Raw genomic sequence first — 22096 nt, 5'->3', positions numbered from 1 at the left:
ACGAGTGAGGCCGGCTTTCTTGGGAAGGACTCCGGCATGATCGGCTGAAAGCCCGGCAGAAGGGCTTTCAGCGCCTTGTGTTTTTAAGTAACCTTTACTGTACGTTTGAAAAATTCCGCAGCAGCGCGTTTTGCCCCCTGATTTGGACCGGCATCAACCGCTTTTCTCCCGTTTCCGGGTTCAAAATCCACCTTTTCGCATCCTTTAAGGTTCCCGGCTTCGGCGCAGAAATAAAGGAAAGTTCGTTGCGTTCCAGCGCAATCAGGTTCAGGTTATTGTGATGCTCGGTAGACGGCGGGAAAATCGTTTTAACCTGCGCGCTCGCCAGATCCATATATTCAATCGCTCCGCCTTCCCCGTTGGCCCCGGTGTAGCTGATGAAAGCAACATGCCTGCCGTCCGACGTCCAGACAGCATTCCCGATGGCCGAACGGTCGGAAGGGGAATAGATCATTTTATTTTGACCGCTCGTCAGGTCGTAGACCCACAGGCTTGAGGCCAGCCATAGCGGAACATGTTTTCCTTTGGCATAATTGCGGTTCAATGTGGCGCTGTACACGATCCGATTCCCGTCGGGGGAAAGGACCGGCGCAGCAAACTCGACCATCAAATACTCTCCGGCGTCGTCGAGCGGAACCGGCTTCCCTCCGTACATTTTGACGATTTGATCCAGTTCGTCTTGGGTCATATAAAACTTCATCCGTTCTTCCCCTTTCTCTTCTTCCGCTCGCTTGACCAACCGAATTCCGCCCTTGACCAAGGTCTCGACTTTTCCGCTGCCCGTATCCAACACACCGATCTCCTGATCGACATGAGTAGTTTGGTCGCTTTTCACGAACAAGATCCTCCGGTGATCGGGGAACCACGAGATCGTCTTGATTTCGTTCATCGCGGGGAGGTCGTCGAAAAATACGTGCTGCTTGGCGCTTGTCAGGGACTGAACAACCAGATACCTGACCGTCTGCTGCTCGTTCCATTGGGTGTAGGCGGCTTTTGTCCCGTTTGGGCAGATTACCCCGAAATTGTCCGGAGTCACGTTCGGCAGCTTTAAAATCGTCTTGCTCTCGACCGGCTCCGGACGATAAGCGACAAGCAGGCTCCCCGTGCCGTCGGCCGTAATGCCCGCAAGCCAGCCTTTATAGGCTTGAGCGCCTTTCAGCCCCTGATAGCTTGTGATCAGCAGGTGCACGATCCACGAAAGACCGACAATAAGGATTAAAATTAACGCGATGATATGAAAGCGGTTTACTATTTGCTTAGACCCCATAATTCCACCTCAGCCTGAAAATCTAAATAATACAATAAATAACTATATTTTCCTGACTATATCAAGGCTACAGGATGAGGTTCATATTTTCAATAGCTTCTGAATAAAATGGTAACTTCGAACTAGCCAGGGTCAAAAAAATAGCTTATACCGTCACAGTTTGTCGAGAGGATGAGAGGAGGAAACGCTTGGGGGAGAAGGATGCCATACTCGATTTTTGCGCGTCACATAGGAAAAAGCCGTCCGGCTTGTGCCGCACGGCTGTGATGAATCGAATGAAGCGCCTTTACTTGGAAAATCTTGCGACGATATCCGCCGCCGCCCGTACGAGCTCGGGGTCAACCGTATCCTGCGCACGGTTTCCGCGGCGCACGCCGGTGCCCATATGTACCTCTTGTACGTCGGTATCCCGAATAAACGAGGCCAGCGATTGGAGGTTCAGTCCGCTGCCTGCGAGAATGGCGATTGGACGCGACAACTCGGCGGCCTGCAGCCGGAGAATCTCGTCCCGGGCATCCAGCACGCTCGGCTTGCCGCCGGACGTCAGTACACGGTGGATTTGCGGATACCCGGCGAGCACGTGCAGCGTGTCTTCCAGATCGTCCGTTTCGTCAATCGCCCGGTGAAAGGTAACCGACAATTCGCCGACCTCGGCCAGCAGCTTCTCGAGCAGCTCCGTATCCACCTTGCGTTCCGGCGTCAAGCAGCCGGTTACGATTCCGGCAGCGCCGAGACGCCGCACCGTCCGAATATCCGTCAGCATCGTTTCGAGGTCCCATTCGTCGTAACAGAACGAATTGCTGTGCGGGCGAATCATGACATTGACGGGAATGCTGACCGAAGCGACAACCTGCTCGATGAGTCCATAGCTTGGAGTTACGCCGCCTTCGCAGATGCCGGAAATGAGCTCGATTCGTCCCGCTCCGTTTTTTTCGGCAATAATTGCATCGGTCACGCTCGTGGCAATGACTTCCAAGATCATGTTGACAAGCTCCTTTTATATATAAATTTGGGAAATATGCGAATTGAAAAAACAAGCGCGCATCAATCGGAACCATCGCGGGCTTTCATTCGCCTGAGCTCTTTCAGGGAATAGAAGGTGCCCCTCCAATAAATCCCGCCCTGTCGCAGGGTCAGCCAGACGGAGCGGGTGACGATATAACATAACAGAACGACGGTCAGCGGCATCAGCAGCGCCTCGAAGCCGCCTTCTCCGGTGATCGAGCGGATCAGCAGAAAATAGATGACGAGCATCAGCACAACCGACAGAGCGAATCCCCAGGCCGCCGGGCCGGACAGAAGCAGCATGCCTGCCCATGGAAATAAGAATAGCGCAAGCTGGCCGAGCACGCCGAGAGCTGCGACGCTTAAGCGGTAGCCGAAGCCGGAGAACAGATTTTTCTCCAGACCGCGAATCGCTTCGCCGAGGCTTGAGTACCATTCGACGGCAATATGCTCCGTGCCGGAGGCGATCCGCTGCCGGAGCCGGGCTTCCTTGACCCTCCGTCCGAGCTGGAGATCGTCGTCCGGCCGCAGCGCGATGGCCCGGTGCGTGCCGATCCGTTCGTACGCCTGTCTTGTGATCAGATTGAAGGCTCCGATCCCCATCCCGTGACGATGCTGGAAATCATCGTTCCCCCGCCACGGACGGACGTAGAGACTGAGCGTAAAAAAGAAATATTGCACGAACGTGCGAAGCCATAAGCCGCGGACAAGCATCCGGGGGGCCAGCGTCACATGATCCGCCTGCTGCTCCTGCAGGAAGCGGACCGCATCCTCCACCGTTCCCGGCTCGAACTGCACGTCGGCGTCCGTGAACAGCAAATATTTGCCCCGCGCCTGCAAATAGCCTTGGTACAGCGCATGATTTTTGCCAAGCCAGCCGGATGGCAGTGACGTGATGTGAATGACCCGCAGCGGCACGCCGATGCCGGCTCGTCCCTCGGACCACCGCCGCAGCTCGTCCAGCTTGCGGCCGGTCGTATCCTGCGAGCGATCGTTCACGGCGATGATTTCGAGCCGGGGGTACGTTTGCCCGAGCAGATGCTTCACCGTTTCGATGATGGACGATTCCTCTTCTTTCGCCGCGATAATAATCGAGACGAGAGGCGCTTCGGATTCTTTGCCGTCCTGAGGAGTCTTGCCCGTTCTCCATCCCGCTTGTCCCGGCTCCGGGCGGGGAAGCTTCAGCATCCACTGCCGCGCCCGCAGCGTGTCCCACAGCATGAACAGCCAGTAGGCAAGCGCCGCCAGCGCCCATATGTCCATGACCCCCATCGGGTTGATCCCTGCCTTCCGCCGGTTCTGAGCTGTACTTGCGCTCACCTTGCTTTGTTCGAATTATAGCACGTCTCGCGCTGTAGGAACAAATGTTGAAAGCGGTATTCCCATGCAGTATGCTACTATATAAAACTAACGGAAAGGGGAAACGAAATGACGAATGAGCAGGCGCAGCCGTTATTCCGCAAAAAGCTGAAGGCTGCCGAGCTGCCCGATTTTTTGCGTATGATTCGAATGCGCGGCCTGACGGCAGGAGACTTGGTGTTTCTGTGCATCGGCACCGACCGCTCGACGGGCGACGCTCTCGGACCGCTGGCCGGCACGATGCTGCAGGAAGCGGGGTATCCGCAAGTGATCGGTACGCTTGCCCATCCGTTCGATGCAAGCAACATGCGGGAGCGGCTGAATGAAATTCCGCAGGGGAAAACTGTGATTGCGATCGACGCTTGTCTCGGCCAGGCCGCCTCTTTAGCCTGGTACCAGGTGTCCAACCGTCCGCTGGAGCCGGGCAAGTCGGTCGGCAAGCAGCTTCCGCACGTCGGCGACTATTCGATTGCCGGGATCGTCAATGTGGATGCCGGGCAAAAATATGCGATTCTGCAAAGCACTTCCTTATTCCGCGTCATGAGCATGGCCCAAGAAGTCGTCTCGGCCATCCGCAGCGTATTCCCGCCGGAGGAAGCGGCTTGTCCGCAGATCAGGGAAGAAGCATGAAATAGAGCGGCCGTCCGCAGGGTCAGCAATATGCCGCCGGATGCCGTCGCTCAGCAACAGAGCCGCCGCTCCAGTTCTTGGAGCAGCGGCTCTGCTGATTTCTTTGCGCGCAATCGCATGAGGTTATGCCGTTGCCTTCAATCCGACGATGCCGCCGACGATGCACAGCAGGAACAGAAACCGCAGCAGATCGCGCGGCTCGCCCAGAAAAAGCATTCCCACGATCACCGTACCGATCGCGCCGATACCGGTCCATATCGCGTAAGCCGTTCCGAGCGGCAGCGTCTTGAGCGCTTGAGAGAGAAAATAAAAGCTTATAATCAACCCAACGATCGTCAAGACGCTCGGCCAAAACCGAGTCCAGCCTTGCGTATATTTTAAACCGACCGCCCATACGACCTCCATAACCCCTGCAATAGCCAAATAAACCCATGCCATGATAAATTGCTCCCTTCTAGGATGTTCTGTCTTCCGCAATGCCTTTCCAGTAGATGGACCAAACGGCTTTCAGCCGATGCTCCCAGTCGTCGGGCCGGTAATAGAACTGCTGCAGGAACGAACCGTCCAGCAGGCAGTAGAACGAGGCGGTCAAATCCTCGGAACGTTCGCGGCGCAGTACGCCCGAAGCCATGCCCTCCTCGAAAACCTTCCTCAGCAGCTCGGTAAGCTGCTCCTCCGACGCGGCAAACCGTTCGCGCAGCACTTCCTGCAGCGCATTCGGCGGGAACAGCATCGTCCGTTTAAGAAAGGTCGCGTATTCCTCGCTAAGCAAGTAGGTGCGGCACACGTCAAGCAGAATCGCCTGCAGCTTTTGCTCCGCGCCGAGCCCGGTCAGTGTATCGGTCAATTGCCGGACACGGGAGGCGTGTTCGGCCAGACAATCGTCGTATACGGCCAGAAACAGCTCTTCCTTGCTCTTGAAATGCGCGTAGAGCGAAGGCGTCTTGATCCCAACCTCTTTGGCGATTTCCGATAGCGGCACCGCGTCGTAGCTGTTCTGCGAGAAGAGCCGCAGCGCGGAGGCTTTGATTTTGTGTACTGTCATGAATACAACCTCCTAACTAACGATAATTAGGTTGTGTTCATTATAGACCAACTTTCCTTCCGGATCAACCTTCTTCATTCAAAAAAATTACACATATCCCGGTTCGTCCAGTGAGCGATCCGCATGTGGTCCGCGATCCGTACGCCGAACTGACCAGCAATCAAAAGAAGCAAATTTGGCCGACGGATCATCTGTCAACCTGCATGGTCTTTGGCGGATGAGAAAAAGAGGGATTTGGCAGGAAAATGTCGAATGCTATGCAGAGAGGTCGCAGGCCTGTTTTCCTCAGGCGTAACGACCTCCCTGCGGCGTTTATAGCATGTCCCAGATTTGCTTGCCGATCAATATGGCGGTAATTCCGATAAATAGCGGCTTCACGTACTTGGAGCCCTGGCGGATGGCAACCTGAGAGCCGACGATCGAGCCGGCGATCATGGACAAGCCCATCGGCAAACCGTAGCCGAGATGCACCGACTTTAGCCAGAAAAACGACGCTAAGGAAGCGAAATTGCTGGCAAAATTGAGCACCTTGGCATTGGCCGAAGCGCCTACGAAATCGAATCCCAGCATCAGAAACAGAAAAAGCAGGAACGAGCCGGTGCCGGGACCGAAAAATCCGTCGTAAAAGCCCAAGGCGAACGCGCAAACCGCCGTCGCAAGCCCGCTGGCGAACGTAAACCGGACCTTCTGTCCCGAACCGTCCCAGTTTTTTTTCAGCAGCGTATAGATGAGAATGACGATCAGAAGACCGACCACCATCGGCTTCAAAAACGTGGACGGCACCAGATGAATCGTATACGTGCCGAGAGCCGATCCGATGAAGGACAATGGAAACAGGAGCAGCACCAGCTTGCCGTTAATTTTGCCGGAAAATAAAAAGGAGACGGTGCTGGTTAACGAGGATAGCGTTCCCCCCAGCTTGTTCGTTCCGAGCACCATATTGGTTGGAAGTCCGGTGAACATCAGCGCGGGAACGGCGATGAGTCCCCCTCCTCCGACGACGGAGTCGATGAAGGCGGCGGCGAACCCGACAATAACAAGAAACAGGATCATATCGAATGAGGGCAGTTCCACGTGCAATTTCTCCTTACGACGTCAAGTGATATACTGGCGGACCGAAACGAATGCATTTAAAAAGTATAAAAAAAAATACGGGTTTGTACAATGTCAATTTGTTGGGGACATTACTTGGGAGAGGAGAGGGTCCATGATTCGTTTCATGCGGCCCCGGACGGTGAAGCAGCGTTTTCGTCTGTGGATTGCGCTGGCCATTCTCATGCTCGGGCTTTCGATCAACATCGCCTTATATATATTGTATCAGCAGGAAACTCAGGCGGAGGCGCTGCGCAATTTATCGGACAATCTGAGTCTGCAGACGTTGTTCATCGACCGGTGGGTGCAGGAGCGAACGCTGGATATGCGTCTGCTTACCGAGGAAGACGCTGTCAGAACGCTGAACAAGCCCTTGATGGAGGAAATCTTCCGCGATTTCACCGTATTGCAGAAAGATTTCTCTTCGCTATCCTATGTGAACACAGACGGTGTCACGGAAGTGGATACCTATTCGGCTATCGGCCTCCAGGTCAACGAGCGCGATTCTTATTGGGCTGCGAAACAGGGAAAATCGTCGATGTCGGATGTCGTCATCGGACAAGCCTCCGGCGAACCGGTCATTATTTTCTCGGCGCCTACCTATGACCAAGAGGGACGATGGAGCGGGCTGCTGCTCGGCTCGGTTAAGCTGGAGACGATTCAGCGTGTGGTGGGTTCCCTGAAGTCCGGGGAGACGGGGGATTTTTATCTTCTCGACCGGGTCGGCGTGCCGATGACGAAGCCGCGCTTTATCGAAGACGTACGCCAGAACCCGCTGCCGATCTCGACGGACATTACACGCCGGGCAGCGGCGCAGTCGGTCTCGAAGGAGGCGTATGCCAATTACAAGGGAGACATCGTGTTCGGTTCGTATCAGTGGATAGCCGGCCACCGCTGGCTGCTGATAGGCGAAGTGAGCAAGAAGGAACTGAATGCGAATTTGTACGGGCTGATGCTCGTTTTCATCGCCATCACGTTGGTTACGCTGATGCTAAGCTTCAGCGGTATCGTTATTCTTACGCGGCGGATCGAACGTCCGCTCGAATTTTTGCTGCAGGGCACCCGCATCATCAAGGAAGGGCAATACGGATACCGTATCGACCCGGCTGTCTTCAAGAATGCCCCCGCCGAGCTTCAGGAGCTGTGCGATAATTACAATCTGATGAGCCGTAAGCTGAAAACGACAGTCAAGCTGCTCGAAGAGTCGGCTATGATCGATCCGCTCACCGAGCTGTACAATCGCCGGTATATGATGCAGAACGCCAGCCATCGGCTGCTTCGGGCCTTGGAAGCGGGGTATCCGTGCTCGGTGCTGTTAATCGACATCGATTACTTCAAGCAGGTCAACGATAGCCACGGCCATTTGGTTGGAGACCGGGTACTGCGGCATGTGGCGGGTGTGCTGCAGAGGCAGACGGGAGGCGACGAATTAGCCGCCCGATACGGCGGAGAGGAATTTATGGTGCTTGCGCTGCGCTTGGGGGCGATGCAGGCCAGAGCCTTGGCGGAGACGATCTGCCGGGCCATAGCTGCGGATCCTTACGAAGAGGACGGCGTATGCATTGCACTGACGGTTAGTATCGGCGGCGCAGCGTGTACAGGATCAGTCGAAGGGTCGGCCGCGAGACCGCCGCTGGAGCACATGATCGAAAAGGGGGACAAAGCGCTATACCGGGCCAAGCAGCTCGGCCGCAACCGGGTTGAATGGGAGACCGATCCGGGGGAAGACGGCTGATCGGCCACCGCTGCGGCCGTACAAGCCGATCGCCGCGCAAACGGTGGCAAGCATGCTCGAAGCGGCGCTTCGCGGTAACTCCGGGCACTCATGTGTACCCGTCGGACCGGATCGAAGCGCTGGCTTCCGGTTATATCATGAGAAAAGGCCGCGGATGGCGGCCTGAAAAGGATTACTGCCCCGGCAGCTTCTTAGGCTTGCTGCCGAACCACTTCACGTATAACGCTTCGTACGTTCCGTCTTTGCCGAGAGCTTCGATTGCGCCGTTGATTCTCCCGAGATGCTTGCTTTTCTTTTTCGTAACAATGGCGTAGCTTTCTTTGTTCAGCACTTCTCCGACCATCTTCACTTTGCCTTCCCCGTCGTTTTGCAGGAAGTGGTGGACATTGCGCTCGTCGAAAATGACCGCGTCCAGCTTTTTATTTTTCAAATCGGTGTAAGCATCCGAGATATCGGGATAGCCTCGGACTTCTTTGGTGCCTTGGATTCCGCCGGCATAAATATAAGAGGTCGAGCCGTTTTTGGTTCCGATGACTTTCCCGGTCAGATCGTCCTTGCTCTTAATATCCTCATTGTCCGAAGTGGTAAGCAGGACCAGCCCGGTCTGAAAATACGGATCGGAAAACGCAAAGTTATCCTTGCGGGCTTTGTTGACGGTCATCCCCGCGATCGCCATGTCCACTTGGCCGGATTTCACGGCTTTGTTCAGCTCCCCTTGCGTCATCGGAACAAGCTCGTATTGCAAGTTTGCTTTTTGCGCGATCGCTTTCCACAGCTCCACTTCGAACCCTTTGTTCTCTCCGTCCTCGGTATACGTGAACGGGCGGAAATTGCTTTCTATCCCGACTTTGACCGGTTTTTCCTCGCCGCATCCCGCGATCAAGAGCGTCAAGAGGACGGCCAGCAGTCCGATTCCCCGTCCGCTGCGAATTGCGACATCCATTCCCTTCGTACCTCCTTTTCAGGTAAACAAAGGTATTGTTTGTCTTTCGAGGGGCGGTTATGCAATTCGGGAGGCCGGGCGGATAAAAAAAGAGGGACCCGCTTGGCGTCAGCCCCCGAACGAGTCCCGGAACGCTTTGGCCAAAGCGTCCGATTCCACTTCCCACAAAGCGGCCACTTCGCCGCAGACGTTCTCGTCGAACCAATCCGCCAGCACCTTGCGATTGTCCGCGTGTTCCGAAATATAAGGCAGGTTCAGCAGCACCTTTTTGTAATACAGCTTCTCCGCCTGCTCTACCGCTGGCTGAGGGACGTAACGTCCCAGCTTTTTGCGGGCGCGGTACAGCTCCCGGCTGCAGGTGCGGCGAATTTGCCGGGCGGACGGGTATGGCCGGCTGTGCTTCATTTGGTTTGCTGGATTCATTGATAGCGGCATCTCCTTCCTGCCATTATGCTATGCGGAAGAAGAGCGGGCGGGTACTGCGGAAGGCGGTTTTTGAAAAAGGGCGGGGCTCAATCGTCGATGACCAGATAACCGACCATCGGCCCGTTGTGCGCCATGTCGGGATGGGTCAGACAGAGGATTCGGTAGACGCCCGGCTTGGAGGCGCGGAAGGAAACGACGGTTTCTTTTCCTTTCTTCACCTCGCCTTTAAGGTTAAGGCCTTCGATGATAAAAGGATGGCTGGCGCCGTTGACGCCATAGATGCTGAGCCGGATGCGCTCGCCTTTCTTCATGTAGATCGTTCCCGGGTCCCAGCGGTAAGCTTCGATCGTTTTGCCGTCCGATGTCGTCGACTTGAACTCGCCGGTCACGAGCTGGATCGTCCGTTCGGGTCCGGAGGGGCTCATCGCGGTCCGAATCGTTTCGCGTTCCCAGAAGAGCAGCGCGGCACCGGCTAACAGTACGGCGGCGGCTCCGATTTTCAATCCCTTCAGCCCCTTTGGGCTCAGCACATATACCTTGGTCATCGGCATCCCCTTCGGTTTCGGATCGTTTGTACGAGTATATTCGGGTGCTTGTCTGAACATGCCGGATATCGGTTTCAAACCGGGAAGTGCCGGGTAAAGAAAGATCGCCCTCCCGGCTGTCGGCCGAATAGAAGGCGATCCTTTTTGTGTTGGCAGCTGTGGTACTTCGTTATTTATGCAGCGCAGTAGCTTGGGGCTTGCCTTTAACCAGCGTACCCGCGACGTAGACAGCCAGAAAAAGAAGCATCGCAAGCGCCGACAGCAGATACATCGTGGAATAGCTTGTCCCCGAAGCGATGCCGCCCAGCAGCAGGGAACCGAGCGCGATCCCGAGGTCGATCGAGTTGTAGAACGTTCCGTTCGCCGTACCGCGCATTTCCGGGCTTACCTGCTTTACGGTCCAGGCTTGCAGCGAAGGCTGCAAAACGCCATAGCCGATGCCGTAGCATAGCGCCGAGGCGAGAAGTACGGTCATGCTGGATGTATATGACAGCAGTACGAGTCCGACGGCTACCATGAGCGCGCCGAGGGGCAGGACGGCGATATGGCCTTTTTTATCGAAAATTTTGCCTGCGACCGGGCGAACGAGCAGTACCGCCCCGGCATTGCATAGAAAGAACCAACCGACGTTTCCGATATGCGCCTCTTTGCCGAACAAGACAAGGTAGCTGATCAAACCCCCGTACGTAATCGAGAGCAGCATGTTCAGAAAACAGGGCAGCGCCACTCGTTTGTAGGTGCCGCGTGTATCCCGGGCAGCGGTAGGCGAAGGGGCGGTTGCCGGCTGCGGGACGGCCGGGGTGCTGCGGATCAGCAGCGACAGCGGGATGATCAGGATCGCAAGCAGCGACGAGACGAGGATCAGCGTGCCGAACCCGTAGCTGCCGAGCAGCCACAACCCGATGAGCGGAGCGGCTGACATCGACAAGCTCGTTGACAGGCCGAAGTACCCCATCCCTTCACCCATCCGCCGGATCGGAATGATATCGGACACCATCGTGCCGAACGCCGTGCTGGACACGCCGAATCCGATGCCGTACAAGATGCGGATGAGCAGAAATAAAGCCAGCGTTCCTGCGGCATAAAAGCTCGCTGTTGCCAGCGTATAGACGGTAAGGCCGAGCAGCAGGATAAGCGCGGTCCGCCCGCGTTTAAGCCAGGCGCCAGCGAAGAACCGGGTGACGATGGCCGCTAAAGCGAACAGACTGATGACCAGACTGACGGTCCACTGGCCCGCCCCGAATCGTTCGGTAACATAGGCGGGCAGCGCTGGAGTGATCATTTGCAGATTCAAATACAAAAATAAATTGCTGATTGTAAGCAGGACGAAGTCCCGAGTCCATAATTTCGAAGCGGGTATGTCGTGTTGTTCCTTCATGCAGCGGTTCTCCTAGTCTTAAGGTTTCAGTAATGTATCCAGATGGGCGATAAGCCGCAGATGAGTTTGTCTGAAGGCTTCGAGCTCGGGTTCGGACATCCATGAGAAAATGTCTTCAAGCGTTTGCTGTTCGATCGGCATCAGCACTTGGAGCTTATGCCGGCCTTGCTCCGTCAGATAGACGAGAAACGATCTCCGGTCCGTCGCGCTCGTTTGCTTGCGCACCAGTTCTTTGCGGATCAGGCAGTCCAGGATGCGGGCGGTCGTAGGCTGATCCTTCACCGTACGGTCGGCGATTTCTTTCTGGCTGATGCCGTCCGATTCGTGCAAGCGGCACAGCACCGAAAACTGCTCCGGCGTCATGTCGTGCTCTTTCAGTCGCGAGGTCAAAACGTTCAGCATCTTCCGGTACGTTTGGCCGAGAATAAAGCCGGTCGACCATTCGTGCAGGTTAGGATTCAATCGCAGCACTTCCTTTATTCCGAATTAATTGTCACAACAATTATAAGTCTGACATGTAAAAAAGTAAACAGATTTCGACAAACGGAGCAAACGTCCGTGCCGAAACCTGCTTTGTTAAGATGCGGCATGAAAGAGGTTATGGTAGAATAGGATTGGTTGAGAGAGATAGCGGACAAAATAAGTATTCGGAGAGGAAGAGGACAGAGCAATGCTGCATGACTTGATTCAATCGGCGCTTCGGTTTATTGAAGGGCTGGGCGTATGGGGAATTCTGCTGGGCTTGATGCTCGAAGTGATTCCGAGCGAAATCGTCCTCGCTTACGGAGGGTACCTGGTTTCCATTGGCCAAGTATCCATGATCGGCGCCATCGTGTTCGGCACGATAGGCTGCATGTTTCAACAAATCATCTTGTATTGGCTCGGGCGCTACGGCGGCAGGCCGGCCTTGAACAAATTCGGCAAGTTTCTCCATCTGAAGAGCAAGCATCTCGATATTGCGGAGGGCTGGTTCAACCGGTACGGTCCCGTCATGGTGTTTCTGGCCCGTTTCGTCCCCGTGCTGCGGCAGGCGATTTCCATCCCGGCGGGCATGGCGCGGATGCCGATGTGGAAGTTTTTGTTCTACACGCTTCTCGGTACGATTCCTTGGACGATTCTGTTCGTTTACCTTGGACAGCAGCTCGGGGATAACTGGGAGCAAATTGGTGAAGTGGCCGCTCCTTATACGAAGCCTGCTCTGATCGTCGTTGCCGTCATTGTTGTGCTGTATGTGCTGTGGAAGGTGCTGAACCGCAAGAAGTCCGGCAAAAATGGCGACCGCGCCGACACGAACAACGGCTACGGCGAGGAAGGCGAGAAAAGCACGGCCCATCAGCTCAAATATATTGGCGGTGAGTACCGTGTCCTGCACGGACGCCGCGTACATGCAGGCGGGGGCACGCAGGAATTCGACCATATCGTGGTTGGACCTAACGGCGTGTTTCATATCGACTCGAAGCATTGGTCGGGGGACATCCATTTTACCGGTCAAGGGGTCGAACGCGTCAAGACGCGGTCCGATCAAGGAAAGCAAGACGAGCCGCACAGCCAGGACCCGACGGCGCAGCTGTACCGGCACGAGTACGTGCTGAAGGCGTTGTTCAAGCAGCACCAGATACAGGCGGATTTGGTCGGCATCGTATGCTTCACGCATCCGAACTGCCGTCTTGTGGGGACGAGCCCTGCTTTTGCGACGCTCAAGCTGGACCGCCTCGTCCATCACATCAAGTCCTACAAGCCGAAGCGGACGTTAAGCGCCGCCGAGGTAGCGTCCATCGAAAAGCTGATTAAAGAGAACAGCAAATAGCGTACCCGGTCCGTCTCCTTTGTTGGAGCGGACTCTTTTTTTTGGTACAATGAACCATAGTGTGACATATTCCGAAGGAGGAGAAACGTGATGAGCAAAAACTTGAGCGCCAAGCTGCGCCAAGGCTTGTCCCCGCAGCAGTTTACGGACGGCATGACGAAAAATCAGGAGAAATTCAAAGAATGGTACGATCTGTTCGTATGGGAAAGCGAAGAGGACAAGGAGTTTTTCGAATCACTCAATAACCGCGACGATCTTCGCTGCCTGATCCTTGCGGCGGACTGGTGCGGCGACGTGATATACAACGTTCCTGCCGTGTTCCGCGCGCTCGAAATTTCGGGCATCCCGACGGAGGTGCTGATCAAGGAAGAGCATCCGGACGTGATGGCGCAGTTTTTGACCGGTGGCGGAGAAGCGATTCCGATCGTCATTTTTACCGATTTCAGCGGTTTCGTCCTCGGCCATTGGGGGCCGCGCCCGGCGCACGTGCAGGCGGTCATGACAAAGTTCAAGCAGGAGAACCCGGACCGCGAAGCGCCGGATTATAACGACAAAATCCAGATTGCCCGCCAGGAAATGGTCAAGCAGTACGGCGAAGGAACCGGCTACCAGACGGTGATCGTGAAAGAGCTGCGCGAGCTGCTGTCCACATTCTAGTCCGACACCCGACGTATATGTAAAGGAGCTCGTCACCATATGGAAACAAAGCAAATCAAAATCGAAACCTTCCCGCTCGGCCCGCTGCAAACAAACGCTTATCTCGTCTCCTTGCCCGAAGAGAACCGCGGCTTCGTCATCGATCCCGGGATGAATCCGCAGCCGCTGCTCAAGCGGATCGAAGACATGGAGATCGAAGCGGTCGTCCTGACGCACGCTCATTTCGATCATATTGGCGGCGTGGACGCCGTGCGGCGTCTGAAGGGCAGTCCCGTGTACCTGCACGATGCGGAGGCGGAATGGCTGACGAACCCGAAGCGCAACGGCTCCACGATGTGGCCGGAGCTGGGCGGGGCGATCACGACCGACCCGGCGGAGTATGCGCTGGACGACGGGCAGGAGCTTAAGCTGCTCGGCCTCGTCTTCAAAGTGTTTCATACGCCGGGCCATTCCCCCGGCAGCGTCAGCTTGTTCTACGGAAACCATCTGTTCGGCGGCGACGTGCTGTTCCGGCTGTCGGTCGGACGCACCGATCTGCCCGGCGGCGACCATCAGGAGCTGCTGGATTCGATTCATGACAAGCTGTTCAAGCTGCCGGATGAGACCATCGTCTACCCCGGGCACGGAAGCCGGACGACGATCGGCTACGAGCGCGAACATAACCCGTACGTTTAAACGATATCCATTTTAGCCAATCGGCCGCCGGTTTCCGGCGGTCGTTTTGCTGCGCTACGGAGAGCCATGAGGGGGCGGATTTACGCGGATGGCTGCTACCGGGGCAGGCGTCTAATTTTGCGCGGCTAGGTGAATACCGTGTTCCCTATAGGTGCTACACCATAGACTGTTGGTGTGTTCGATAGGAACACGTAACCAGTCCAAGCGACTGCAAGTTGCAGGTACGGCGCCGCTGCCTACCTTTGCAATTTGGGTAAATATTACGGAGGTGTTCATCTGTATGGAAAAGTTTCAACCGAATGCGTTCCCCAAACAGAGCATGGTGTCGCCATTATCGTCGAATTTTCCGCCTTCCCCGAACGTATCGCCGTTTTCGGCGCCAGGGCCGAATATCGCTCCCTTCGCGGCTCCGATGCCGAATATTGCGCCGATGGCGAATATGCCTCCGATGCCGACAGCCGTCTCGCCTTCATACGTAGCTCCTACGTCGAACTATCCAACGGCAAATGTTCACAACTTTAATGAGGTCAACGTTTTTTTCCCGAAGAAGAAGAAAAAACACCACCACTTCTATCCTTCGTTCGGGTGTGGGACATCGCTAGGCATTATCCTCGTCTTGTTTATTTTGTTGGTCATTGTCCTGCGCAGCAGGCACCGTCACCATTGCTGACGCGTAGCGCAGGCGGTCATGCTCGGTAGTTTTCTGCCGGCTCCACCGCCGCTATGCCAAGGCTCCCTGCGGTAACGCCCGTCCTTCGATCCGAGCATCGCTCGTTGATTGCCGCGCGTTACGACGGTTCGATCGCAATCGGCGAAACCGTCCCATCCCGCAAAGAGTGCAGGGAGCCTTGCGAGGGTGGAAAAATTTAATTTAAATACATAACAACGCGACGCTGGCTCACAAGCAAATCGGCTGCGGCCGGACGGTGCTGTCGCTCCGGGACCTGCTTGTAGACGAGACGGCGGAGCATAAACGAGAGGGGAGAGCGCAGGGTGAGCAAGCTGCCTACGGTATTCCGCAGTGTCAACGAAAGCCTGGATGAAATTTTGACCGCTTTCGACAAAATCAATTCGATCTACCGGTCGGCGAAGCAGATATCCCCGATGCTGAAGCAGGCGGTCAACCTGATTGCCGAGGCGAATGCGGCGGCGGAGCAGCAGCAAGTGAGGCTAAGCGAAGCGATGAAGGCCGCAAGGAACAGGTCGTTCGGAGAAAAGCAAGGCCGAAGGGCACCGGTCCGCAAACGGAGACGGATGCTTTAAATCGAATCGGATGCCGGGCCCGGATAAGCCGGGCTTTTTTTGCGTGCAGCCGCTTCCCCTCCCTTCCATCGCTTTCACAGCAGGTTTTCAATGGCGCGTTTTGGTCCGAAGCGATATACTGGGTTTGGGAATTGACGGGATACGATAGGATTCGCTACAACGGGAGGTAACTCACATGGCTTTTATCGATTGTCATTTTTTCTCCGAGTCGCTCGGGCTGTCCACGTCGATGTACGTCCTATTGCCCCAGACGACGCCGGTTATCCGGGTATTCACAGGGAGCTTGTAGAAATTTACCCCTCTTTCTGGAGAAAATTATCCGTTACAACGTGGGGGAGAACCCTGATAATGGAAGCTAGGATGATGAGAGGAGGGAACCCTGCCGATAATTGATGATGATGTCAGCCCGATGGTTAAGGACGATATGCCGGAAAGGAAAACGTAAACAAAGGAGCTGTTGTAGTTTATGATGAAACGAAAAGCTTGGGCGCTGCTGCTGGTCGTCGTGCTGCTTGCCTCGCTGCTGCCGGCGGCCGCCTTCGCCGCTGCTGCTTGGGCGCCGAATACCTCGTACAAAATGGGCGATATTGTCACTTATGGAGGCTCAGATTATCAATGTCTTCAAGCCCATACCTCGCTCGCCGGATGGGAGCCGCCGAACGTTCCCGCCCTGTGGAAGACGCATAGCGGCGGCGGGACGGATACCCAGCCTCCTGCCGCACCGGCCAATCTAAACATTACCGGCAAAACATCGACTACCGTCAACTTATCCTGGGGCGCATCGACCGATAACGTCGGCGTAACGGGATATGACGTGTACCAAAGCGGGACGTTTGTTGGAAGCGCTGCCACGACTTCGTATACCGTGAGTGGCCTAACGCCGTCGACTTCGTACACGTTTACGGTGAAAGCCAAGGACGCCGCCGGCAACGTATCTGCCGCCAGCAATGCCGTCACCGTCACGACGGACGGCGCTCCTACCGACACGACGCCGCCTACCGCGCCAACAAGTGTTAGCGCTTCCAACGTAACATCAACCAGCGTGACGCTAACGTGGACGGCATCGACCGATAACGTCGGCGTGACGGGATATGATGTGTACCAAGGCGGGACGCTTGTTGGAAGCGCTGCCACGACCTCGTATACCGTAGCCGGTCTAACGGATTCGACCTCGTATACGTTTACAGTGAAAGCTAAAGACGCGGCCGGTAACGTATCCGCTGCCAGCAATGCCGTGACGGTTACAACATCCGGCAGCGGTAGTGGCGGCGACAAGAAAATCGTCACGTATTACCCGGCTTGGGCGGTCTATGGGCGCAACTTCAAGGTGCCGGAAATCGACGCTTCGAAGATCACCCATATCAACTACGCCTTCGCGGACATTTGCTGGAACGGCAGACACGGCAACCCGGAGCCGACCGGACCGAACCCGCAAACCTGGGCTTGCCAAGATGAAAAGGGCAATATCAACGTACCGAACGGCTCCATCGTTCAGGGCGATCCTTGGGCCGATACCGGCATGTCGTATCCGGGAGATACGTGGGATCAGCCGCTCAAAGGCAGCTTCAATCAATTGATCAAGCTGAAGAAGGCGAACCCGCATCTGAAGACGCTCATTTCCGTCGGCGGGTGGAGCTGGTCCAACCGGTTCTCGGACGTGGCGGCCGATCCGGCGGCACGGACCAATTTTGCCAAATCGGCGGTTGACTTCCTCCGCAAATACCAGTTTGACGGCGTCGATCTCGACTGGGAATACCCGGTCAGCGGCGGTCTGGCGGGCAACGGCAAGCGTCCGGAGGATAAGCAAAACTTCACGCTGCTGCTGCAGGCGGTCAGGAGCGAGCTGAATGCCGCCGGCGCAGCCGACGGTAAGCAGTACTTGCTGACGATTGCATCCGGGGCAGGCCCAAATTTCGTGAACAACACGGAGCTGTCCAAAGTCGCGCAAACTCTCGATTGGATCAACATCATGACGTACGATTTCCACGGCGGCTGGGAATCCAAATCCGGACACAACGCTCCGCTGTACTTTGACCCGGCGGATAACAGCGCAGATCCGGTCAACTTCAACGTTGACAAGGCGGTTACAAATCATTTGAACGCCGGCGTGCCCGCTTCCAAGCTGGTGCTCGGCCTCCCGTACTACGGCAAAGGCTGGCAGGGCTGCGCCTCGGCGAATAACGGCCAGTATCAACAATGCTCCGGCGTATCTCAGAAAGGAACGTGGGAGAAAGGAACGTTCGACTTCTACGATCTGGAAGCCAACTATATCAACAAAAACGGCTATACCCGCCACTGGAACAACGTAACTAAAACACCGTTCCTGTATCAGCCGAACGGCGGCGTCTTCATCTCGTACGACGACGCCGAATCGATTCAGCATAAGGTCGATTACATCAAGTCCAAAGGACTTGCCGGCGCCATGACGTGGGAATTGACGCAGGACCGCAACAAAACGTTGCAAACGATCGTGAAAAACGGTCTCAATCCGTAAAATACCCGATAATAAGAGCACCGCAGACGCTTCATATCGCACTAATGATTTCCGGCCTTCGCCCTCATCGGGCGGAGGTCTTTTGTTTGTCCTTTAACTTCCCTCCGAAAGAAGTCTCCCACTTCTAAATCTTGCGAAGCTTGATGAAAGTGGGAGATGAATTTCGGTAGGCGAAGCCTACAGTCTTTTTTTGTTGCCATATTTTCTATGATGAGATATAATCAGTCTTAGATTAAAAGAAATACTGTTATATAAATGAAATTAGACAACAATAATCATTCGGTGTTCTCTCTGTATTATCATCTTGTTTTGGTTGTGAAATATCGTAGAAAAGTGATGGATGATACCCTATCTGACTATGCGAAAGAAATGTTTGTTCGATTAGGTGAAAACTATAATATATCCTTAGTCGAATGGAATCATGACATGGACCATGTGCATATTTTGTTCAAAGCACACCCGAACACCGAATTGTCAAAATTCATCAATGCTTATAAAAGTGCAAGCTCGAGGCTGATGAAAAAAGAGTTTCCACAAGTGAGAGAGAAGCTTTGGAAAGAATACTTTTGGTCAAGAAGTTTTTGCTTACTTACAACTGGTGGCGCACCCCTTGAAGTGATAAAGAAATATATCGAAAATCAAGGGATGAAGTGAGGTGACTGGACATAGCAAACAAGGCCTATAAGTTCCGATTGTACCCAACGGCTCAACAAGAACAACTGCTTGTAAAAACCTTCGGTTGCGTTCGTTTTGTGTACAACAAAATGTTGGCTGAACGAAAGGAAACCTACGAGCAATTCAAGGATGATCCAGATGCGTTGAAGAAACAAAAGTTACCTACACCTGCAAAATACAAGAGTGAGCATCCTTGGCTAAAGGAAGTAGATAGCCTTGCGTTAGCAAACGCTCAGCTCCATCTGCAAAAGGCATACCAAAACTTCTTTTCCAGACGTGCTGAATTTCCGAAGTTCAAAAGTCACAAAGCAAAGCAGTCTTATACAACGAACGTGGTCAACGGGAACATCATGCTCTTGGATGGCTGTATCAAATTACCGAAACTGAAACTTGTAAAAATGAAGCAGCATCGAGAAATTCCGTCACATCACATCATCAAGTCTTGTACGGTTTCTCGAACAAAAACAGGAAAATACTATATTTCGATCCTCACCGAATACGAACATCAACCTGTACCAAAAGAAGTACAAGCTGTTGTTGGCTTGGATTTTTCCATGAACAGCTTATTTGTTGAAAGTGAAGAGGGGAAGACAGCCAATTCCCCTCATTTCTATCGTCGAGCCTTGGAAAAATTAGCGAAGGAACAGCGTATTCTGTCACGTAGAAAGAAAGGTTCTAACCGTTGGCATAAGCAACGATTGAAAATTGCCAAATTACACGAAAGAATTGCAAACGGGCGAAAAGACTTTCTACATAAGGAATCGCACAGATTAGCGAAACAGTATGATTGCGTGGTTATCGAAGATCTCAACATGAAGGGAATGTCACAAGCCCTTAATTTCGGTAAAAGCGTTGCCGATAATGCATGGGGCATGTTCACGACATTTCTCCAATACAAGTTAGAGGAGCTAGGGAAAAGGCTTATCAAAATAGATAAGTGGTTTCCCTCATCCAAAACATGTTCAAGTTGCGGTCAAGTGAAGGAGTCTCTGTCTCTTTCTGAGCGTACATTCCACTGCGATTGTGGTTTTGTAGCAGATCGAGACTGGAATGCTTCGATCAATATCAAGCGTGAAGGATTGCGATGGTTAGCATAATCATATATAGAGCATGGAACAGGCTCGATAGCTAAGTAAATTTCGTACCGCTAGGTACGATTACCTTAGAAGCCCCCACCTCTAAGCCAAGCGCAGGTGGCGGGTAGTTCACATCCTCGTAAAAGCTATTGAACCTGACCTTGGCCGTATTGGGGCCTGCAACCGCACGCCGGATGGGAAGGCTGAGAACCGTCAGAAACGAGATAAAAAAAGTGGCGCTGTTGACGAGTATTGCATATCCGGGATTGTATAAGCTGATTACCATTCCTCCGAGACCGGGCGCTGCGAGAACGGCCAAGTTCGCAAAACCTGAATTGACCGCATTCACCGTTTGTAAATCGCTTTTTCGGACGAGATTCGGCACGGAGGCAATTTGCGCCGTCGTATAGATTTGACCGAGCATGCCGGCGGTCAAGGCGCCGATGTACATGTGCCACATTTCCAGCGAATCCATGATGAACAGAAGACCCAGCAGCCCCGTAATGACGCCTCTGCCGAGATCACAGAGCAGCAGCAGCGTTTTACGGTTCAACCGGTCGGACCAGATACCGGTCAAGGGCTGCAGCAGCACCGGCAGGCGTTCGAGCGCGGTTACGGTTCCCATACTGACCGGCGAGCCTGTAATCGCCAGAACGAGCAGGGGAATCGCGATAAGCTGAATTTGATCTCCGCAGTAGGAAATAAAGCTGCTTCCGACGAAGCGGAAGACGGGATAGTTCCTTTTGAATTCCGGCAGCGAAGGCCTATGGCTTCGTTCGGCAGCCGATGCTTCCATGCTCCGCCCACCTTTATTAGTCTTGTCGTAAATAATCGGCCAGCTCTTGGGCCAGCGTATCGATGGCTTTCGTTTTGACACGGTACTTGGCATCGCGGATGTCGACCAGCCTTGCCGCACGGAGCAGCTTCAAATGATGATGAATCGTCGATTTTCCGATATTCAGCCGATCCGTCAAATCTTGCAGGCTCCGGTCCTCTTCAGACAGCAGCTTGACGATGCGCAGCCGGATTTCGTCGCCGAGCGCCTTATGCTTAAGAACGAGCGACGCGTTAGGCATGTACTTATCGGCAGGGTGGATGCTATCGCTTGCTACGGGATAATGAAACACCTTCGTCCCTTCGATATCCGCTTCGATGTTCCATGGCCGGTAAGCGATTTGCGGGATGAGCAGCACCCGGTGAACGCTCGGTTCCGGCGAATACGCGACCCCGCCGGTGGCCCATTCGACAAGCTCCTCCGGGGCCATCCTTTGCTGCATGTTGCGCTTGGCTTCGCAGTCTCTGGTCAAAACGGCAAGGAGCTGCTCCGCTTCCGCCTCGATAACCTCCTCGTACCAGCCTGACATCACTTCCGTGAGATGACGCTTCAGCTTTGCTGGATCGGTTGTGCAGATAAAATCGATATAGGCCGGGAAGAACGGGTTCCCGCTTGTCAGTTCCTGCAGCTCTTGTACGGCCTTCCTGTCGCCGGAAGCCGCCTGCTTGCGCGAATTCTGGTACTCTTTTCCTAGATAGGGAAGGCAGATGCTTTTCAACTCCTCCGGGGCCAAACGCTCGGTATAGGCCAGAAAATCGGGCAGAGAAGCGAAAGCCTGTTGATGGAGCAGCTGAAGCAAAGCCTTCCAAGTATTGTGCTTTTCTACAAAAGCCAAGTGCCCCAGCAGCTCTTTGGATAACGAGGCTTTGAGCTGCGTCCAATGTTCCATCGGCTTCTCCAGCGTATGAAGAAGCGGTGTGTTCGTCACAGCCGCAATCCCCATCGCGCATTCCCACAGCAGCGAATATTCGAGCTGCACTTGATACGTCTCCCGCTTCCGTCCCGTGGCTTGAATGATGTCCAACCCAATCACCTCTTCGAATTAAATGATTTTCATTTATTCTATAACATTAGAATTTACAATTCAATATATTTAGAATCCAAATTCGAAAAAGACCGACGGTCTTCCTTTAGGTATGGGACAAAGGCTGTCTTTAAATCGGTTGTTGAAATTTTGGTAAAACTATGA

At 54.2% G+C, this 22096-nt stretch carries 23 protein-coding genes and 1 pseudogene; 11 read left to right on the top strand and 13 right to left on the bottom strand.

Features of this window, described 5'->3' with window-relative positions:
• Positions 1–94: 94 nt before the first annotated feature.
• From NLX71_RS13340 to NLX71_RS13330, 3 genes are all read right to left on the bottom strand, one after another.
• Positions 95–1267 (bottom strand): TolB family protein, encoded by a 1173-nt coding sequence (locus tag NLX71_RS13340; RefSeq protein ID WP_254364168.1) that lies wholly within the window; start codon positions 1265–1267, stop codon positions 95–97.
• A gap of 286 nt (positions 1268–1553) precedes the next feature.
• Positions 1554–2249, bottom strand: coding sequence for a copper homeostasis protein CutC (locus tag NLX71_RS13335; protein ID WP_254364167.1), 696 nt, complete (start codon positions 2247–2249; stop codon positions 1554–1556).
• Positions 2250–2311: 62 nt separating this feature from the next.
• Positions 2312–3544 carry a glycosyltransferase family 2 protein gene (locus tag NLX71_RS13330; RefSeq protein WP_254364166.1) on the bottom strand — a complete coding sequence of 411 codons (1233 nt, stop codon included), beginning with the start codon at positions 3542–3544 and terminating at the stop codon, positions 2312–2314.
• 156 nt (positions 3545–3700) lie between these two features.
• Here NLX71_RS13330 and yyaC point away from each other — a divergent pair, with 156 nt between their 5' ends.
• A complete protein-coding gene (yyaC, locus tag NLX71_RS13325; RefSeq protein ID WP_254364165.1) occupies positions 3701–4261 on the top strand; it encodes a spore protease YyaC in 561 nt (186 codons plus the stop codon).
• A 123-nt stretch (positions 4262–4384) separates the two neighbouring features.
• Here the strand turns inward: yyaC and NLX71_RS13320 are convergent, their stop codons facing one another.
• From NLX71_RS13320 to NLX71_RS13310, 3 genes are all read right to left on the bottom strand, one after another.
• Positions 4385–4699, bottom strand: coding sequence for a DMT family transporter (locus tag NLX71_RS13320; protein WP_254364164.1), 315 nt, complete (start codon positions 4697–4699; stop codon positions 4385–4387).
• Between the two features lie 16 nt (positions 4700–4715).
• A complete protein-coding gene (locus tag NLX71_RS13315) occupies positions 4716–5306 on the bottom strand; it encodes a TetR/AcrR family transcriptional regulator (protein WP_254364163.1) in 591 nt (196 codons plus the stop codon).
• A 312-nt stretch (positions 5307–5618) separates the two neighbouring features.
• A complete protein-coding gene (locus tag NLX71_RS13310; protein WP_254364162.1) occupies positions 5619–6380 on the bottom strand; it encodes a sulfite exporter TauE/SafE family protein in 762 nt (253 codons plus the stop codon).
• A gap of 133 nt (positions 6381–6513) precedes the next feature.
• Between NLX71_RS13310 and NLX71_RS13305 the strand changes: the two genes are divergently transcribed.
• Positions 6514–8133 (top strand): sensor domain-containing diguanylate cyclase, encoded by a 1620-nt coding sequence (locus NLX71_RS13305; RefSeq protein WP_254364161.1) that lies wholly within the window; start codon positions 6514–6516, stop codon positions 8131–8133.
• A gap of 172 nt (positions 8134–8305) precedes the next feature.
• On the opposite strand, the gene NLX71_RS13300 is transcribed toward NLX71_RS13305, so the two are convergent.
• The 5 genes from NLX71_RS13300 to NLX71_RS13280 form a co-directional block, all read right to left on the bottom strand.
• Positions 8306–9076: a substrate-binding periplasmic protein gene (locus NLX71_RS13300; RefSeq protein WP_254364160.1), complete on the bottom strand. Its 771-nt coding sequence runs from the start codon at positions 9074–9076 to the stop codon at positions 8306–8308.
• 108 nt (positions 9077–9184) lie between these two features.
• Entirely contained in the window at positions 9185–9499 is a 315-nt protein-coding gene (locus NLX71_RS13295; RefSeq protein ID WP_254364159.1) for a dehydrogenase, read from the bottom strand.
• A gap of 89 nt (positions 9500–9588) precedes the next feature.
• Complete coding sequence (locus tag NLX71_RS13290) at positions 9589–10047, bottom strand: cupredoxin domain-containing protein (RefSeq protein ID WP_254364158.1); 459 nt, start codon at positions 10045–10047, stop codon at positions 9589–9591.
• Positions 10048–10216: 169 nt separating this feature from the next.
• Positions 10217–11425, bottom strand: coding sequence for an MFS transporter (locus NLX71_RS13285; protein WP_254364156.1), 1209 nt, complete (start codon positions 11423–11425; stop codon positions 10217–10219).
• Positions 11426–11443: 18 nt separating this feature from the next.
• On the bottom strand, positions 11444–11896 hold the full coding sequence (locus NLX71_RS13280; protein WP_254364154.1) for a MarR family winged helix-turn-helix transcriptional regulator: 453 nt from the start codon (positions 11894–11896) through the stop codon (positions 11444–11446).
• Positions 11897–12095: 199 nt separating this feature from the next.
• Here NLX71_RS13280 and uptA point away from each other — a divergent pair.
• The 9 genes and pseudogenes from uptA to NLX71_RS13235 all read left to right on the top strand — a co-directional run.
• Positions 12096–12692 (top strand): annotated as a pseudogene (uptA, locus tag NLX71_RS13275) (undecaprenyl phosphate transporter UptA); the annotation flags it as partial.
• Positions 12669–13232 carry a nuclease-related domain-containing protein gene (locus tag NLX71_RS13270; protein ID WP_254364217.1) on the top strand — a complete coding sequence of 188 codons (564 nt, stop codon included), beginning with the start codon at positions 12669–12671 and terminating at the stop codon, positions 13230–13232. The pseudogene uptA and the gene NLX71_RS13270, both read left to right, overlap by 24 nt.
• A 90-nt stretch (positions 13233–13322) precedes the next feature.
• Complete coding sequence (locus NLX71_RS13265; RefSeq protein WP_254364153.1) at positions 13323–13889, top strand: thioredoxin family protein; 567 nt, start codon at positions 13323–13325, stop codon at positions 13887–13889.
• A gap of 39 nt (positions 13890–13928) precedes the next feature.
• Positions 13929–14564: an MBL fold metallo-hydrolase gene (locus tag NLX71_RS13260; RefSeq protein WP_254364152.1), complete on the top strand. Its 636-nt coding sequence runs from the start codon at positions 13929–13931 to the stop codon at positions 14562–14564.
• A gap of 280 nt (positions 14565–14844) precedes the next feature.
• Entirely contained in the window at positions 14845–15234 is a 390-nt protein-coding gene (locus NLX71_RS13255; protein ID WP_254364151.1) for a hypothetical protein, read from the top strand.
• Positions 15235–15557: 323 nt separating this feature from the next.
• The gene (locus NLX71_RS13250) at positions 15558–15827 is read left to right on the top strand and encodes a hypothetical protein (protein ID WP_254364150.1); all 270 of its coding nucleotides are present in this window, start codon (positions 15558–15560) and stop codon (positions 15825–15827) included.
• A 466-nt stretch (positions 15828–16293) separates the two neighbouring features.
• Entirely contained in the window at positions 16294–18321 is a 2028-nt protein-coding gene (locus NLX71_RS13245; RefSeq protein ID WP_254364149.1) for a glycosyl hydrolase family 18 protein, read from the top strand.
• 255 nt (positions 18322–18576) lie between these two features.
• The gene (gene tnpA, locus NLX71_RS13240) at positions 18577–18975 is read left to right on the top strand and encodes an IS200/IS605 family transposase (RefSeq protein ID WP_254364148.1); all 399 of its coding nucleotides are present in this window, start codon (positions 18577–18579) and stop codon (positions 18973–18975) included.
• An 11-nt stretch (positions 18976–18986) separates the two neighbouring features.
• Entirely contained in the window at positions 18987–20093 is a 1107-nt protein-coding gene (locus NLX71_RS13235) for an RNA-guided endonuclease TnpB family protein (protein ID WP_375377923.1), read from the top strand.
• Between the two features lie 31 nt (positions 20094–20124).
• Here the strand turns inward: NLX71_RS13235 and NLX71_RS13230 are convergent, their stop codons facing one another.
• Both NLX71_RS13230 and NLX71_RS13225 read right to left on the bottom strand, forming a co-directional pair.
• Complete coding sequence (locus tag NLX71_RS13230) at positions 20125–20868, bottom strand: MFS transporter (RefSeq protein ID WP_254364147.1); 744 nt, start codon at positions 20866–20868, stop codon at positions 20125–20127.
• Between the two features lie 16 nt (positions 20869–20884).
• A complete protein-coding gene (locus NLX71_RS13225; protein WP_254364145.1) occupies positions 20885–21931 on the bottom strand; it encodes an ArsR/SmtB family transcription factor in 1047 nt (348 codons plus the stop codon).
• Positions 21932–22096 lie beyond the last annotated feature (165 nt).

It is taken from the genome of Paenibacillus sp. MZ04-78.2 (genome assembly GCF_024213375.1).
Taxonomy (GTDB): Bacteria; Bacillota; Bacilli; order Paenibacillales; family NBRC-103111; genus Paenibacillus_G.
This window is presented reverse-complemented; position numbering and strand designations above follow the sequence as displayed.

What these genes read in the sequence shown, in the direction of transcription:
- yyaC (WP_254364165.1), top strand. Translation starts at nt 3,701, where the DNA reads ATGACGAATGAGCAGGCGCAGCCGTTATTCCGCAAAAAGCTGAAGGCT.
- NLX71_RS13265 (WP_254364153.1), top strand. Translation starts at nt 13,323, where the DNA reads ATGAGCAAAAACTTGAGCGCCAAGCTGCGCCAAGGCTTGTCCCCGCAG.
- NLX71_RS13315 (WP_254364163.1), bottom strand. Translation starts at nt 5,306, where the DNA reads ATGACAGTACACAAAATCAAAGCCTCCGCGCTGCGGCTCTTCTCGCAG.
- NLX71_RS13260 (WP_254364152.1), top strand. Translation starts at nt 13,929, where the DNA reads ATGGAAACAAAGCAAATCAAAATCGAAACCTTCCCGCTCGGCCCGCTG.
- NLX71_RS13230 (WP_254364147.1), bottom strand. Translation starts at nt 20,868, where the DNA reads ATGGAAGCATCGGCTGCCGAACGAAGCCATAGGCCTTCGCTGCCGGAA.
- NLX71_RS13300 (WP_254364160.1), bottom strand. Translation starts at nt 9,076, where the DNA reads ATGGATGTCGCAATTCGCAGCGGACGGGGAATCGGACTGCTGGCCGTC.
- NLX71_RS13320 (WP_254364164.1), bottom strand. Translation starts at nt 4,699, where the DNA reads ATGGCATGGGTTTATTTGGCTATTGCAGGGGTTATGGAGGTCGTATGG.
- NLX71_RS13245 (WP_254364149.1), top strand. Translation starts at nt 16,294, where the DNA reads ATGATGAAACGAAAAGCTTGGGCGCTGCTGCTGGTCGTCGTGCTGCTT.
- NLX71_RS13335 (WP_254364167.1), bottom strand. Translation starts at nt 2,249, where the DNA reads ATGATCTTGGAAGTCATTGCCACGAGCGTGACCGATGCAATTATTGCC.
- NLX71_RS13295 (WP_254364159.1), bottom strand. Translation starts at nt 9,499, where the DNA reads ATGAATCCAGCAAACCAAATGAAGCACAGCCGGCCATACCCGTCCGCC.
- NLX71_RS13285 (WP_254364156.1), bottom strand. Translation starts at nt 11,425, where the DNA reads ATGAAGGAACAACACGACATACCCGCTTCGAAATTATGGACTCGGGAC.
- NLX71_RS13305 (WP_254364161.1), top strand. Translation starts at nt 6,514, where the DNA reads ATGATTCGTTTCATGCGGCCCCGGACGGTGAAGCAGCGTTTTCGTCTG.
- tnpA (WP_254364148.1), top strand. Translation starts at nt 18,577, where the DNA reads ATGAAATTAGACAACAATAATCATTCGGTGTTCTCTCTGTATTATCAT.
- NLX71_RS13330 (WP_254364166.1), bottom strand. Translation starts at nt 3,544, where the DNA reads ATGGGGGTCATGGACATATGGGCGCTGGCGGCGCTTGCCTACTGGCTG.
- NLX71_RS13340 (WP_254364168.1), bottom strand. Translation starts at nt 1,267, where the DNA reads ATGGGGTCTAAGCAAATAGTAAACCGCTTTCATATCATCGCGTTAATT.
- NLX71_RS13290 (WP_254364158.1), bottom strand. Translation starts at nt 10,047, where the DNA reads ATGACCAAGGTATATGTGCTGAGCCCAAAGGGGCTGAAGGGATTGAAA.
- NLX71_RS13255 (WP_254364151.1), top strand. Translation starts at nt 14,845, where the DNA reads ATGGAAAAGTTTCAACCGAATGCGTTCCCCAAACAGAGCATGGTGTCG.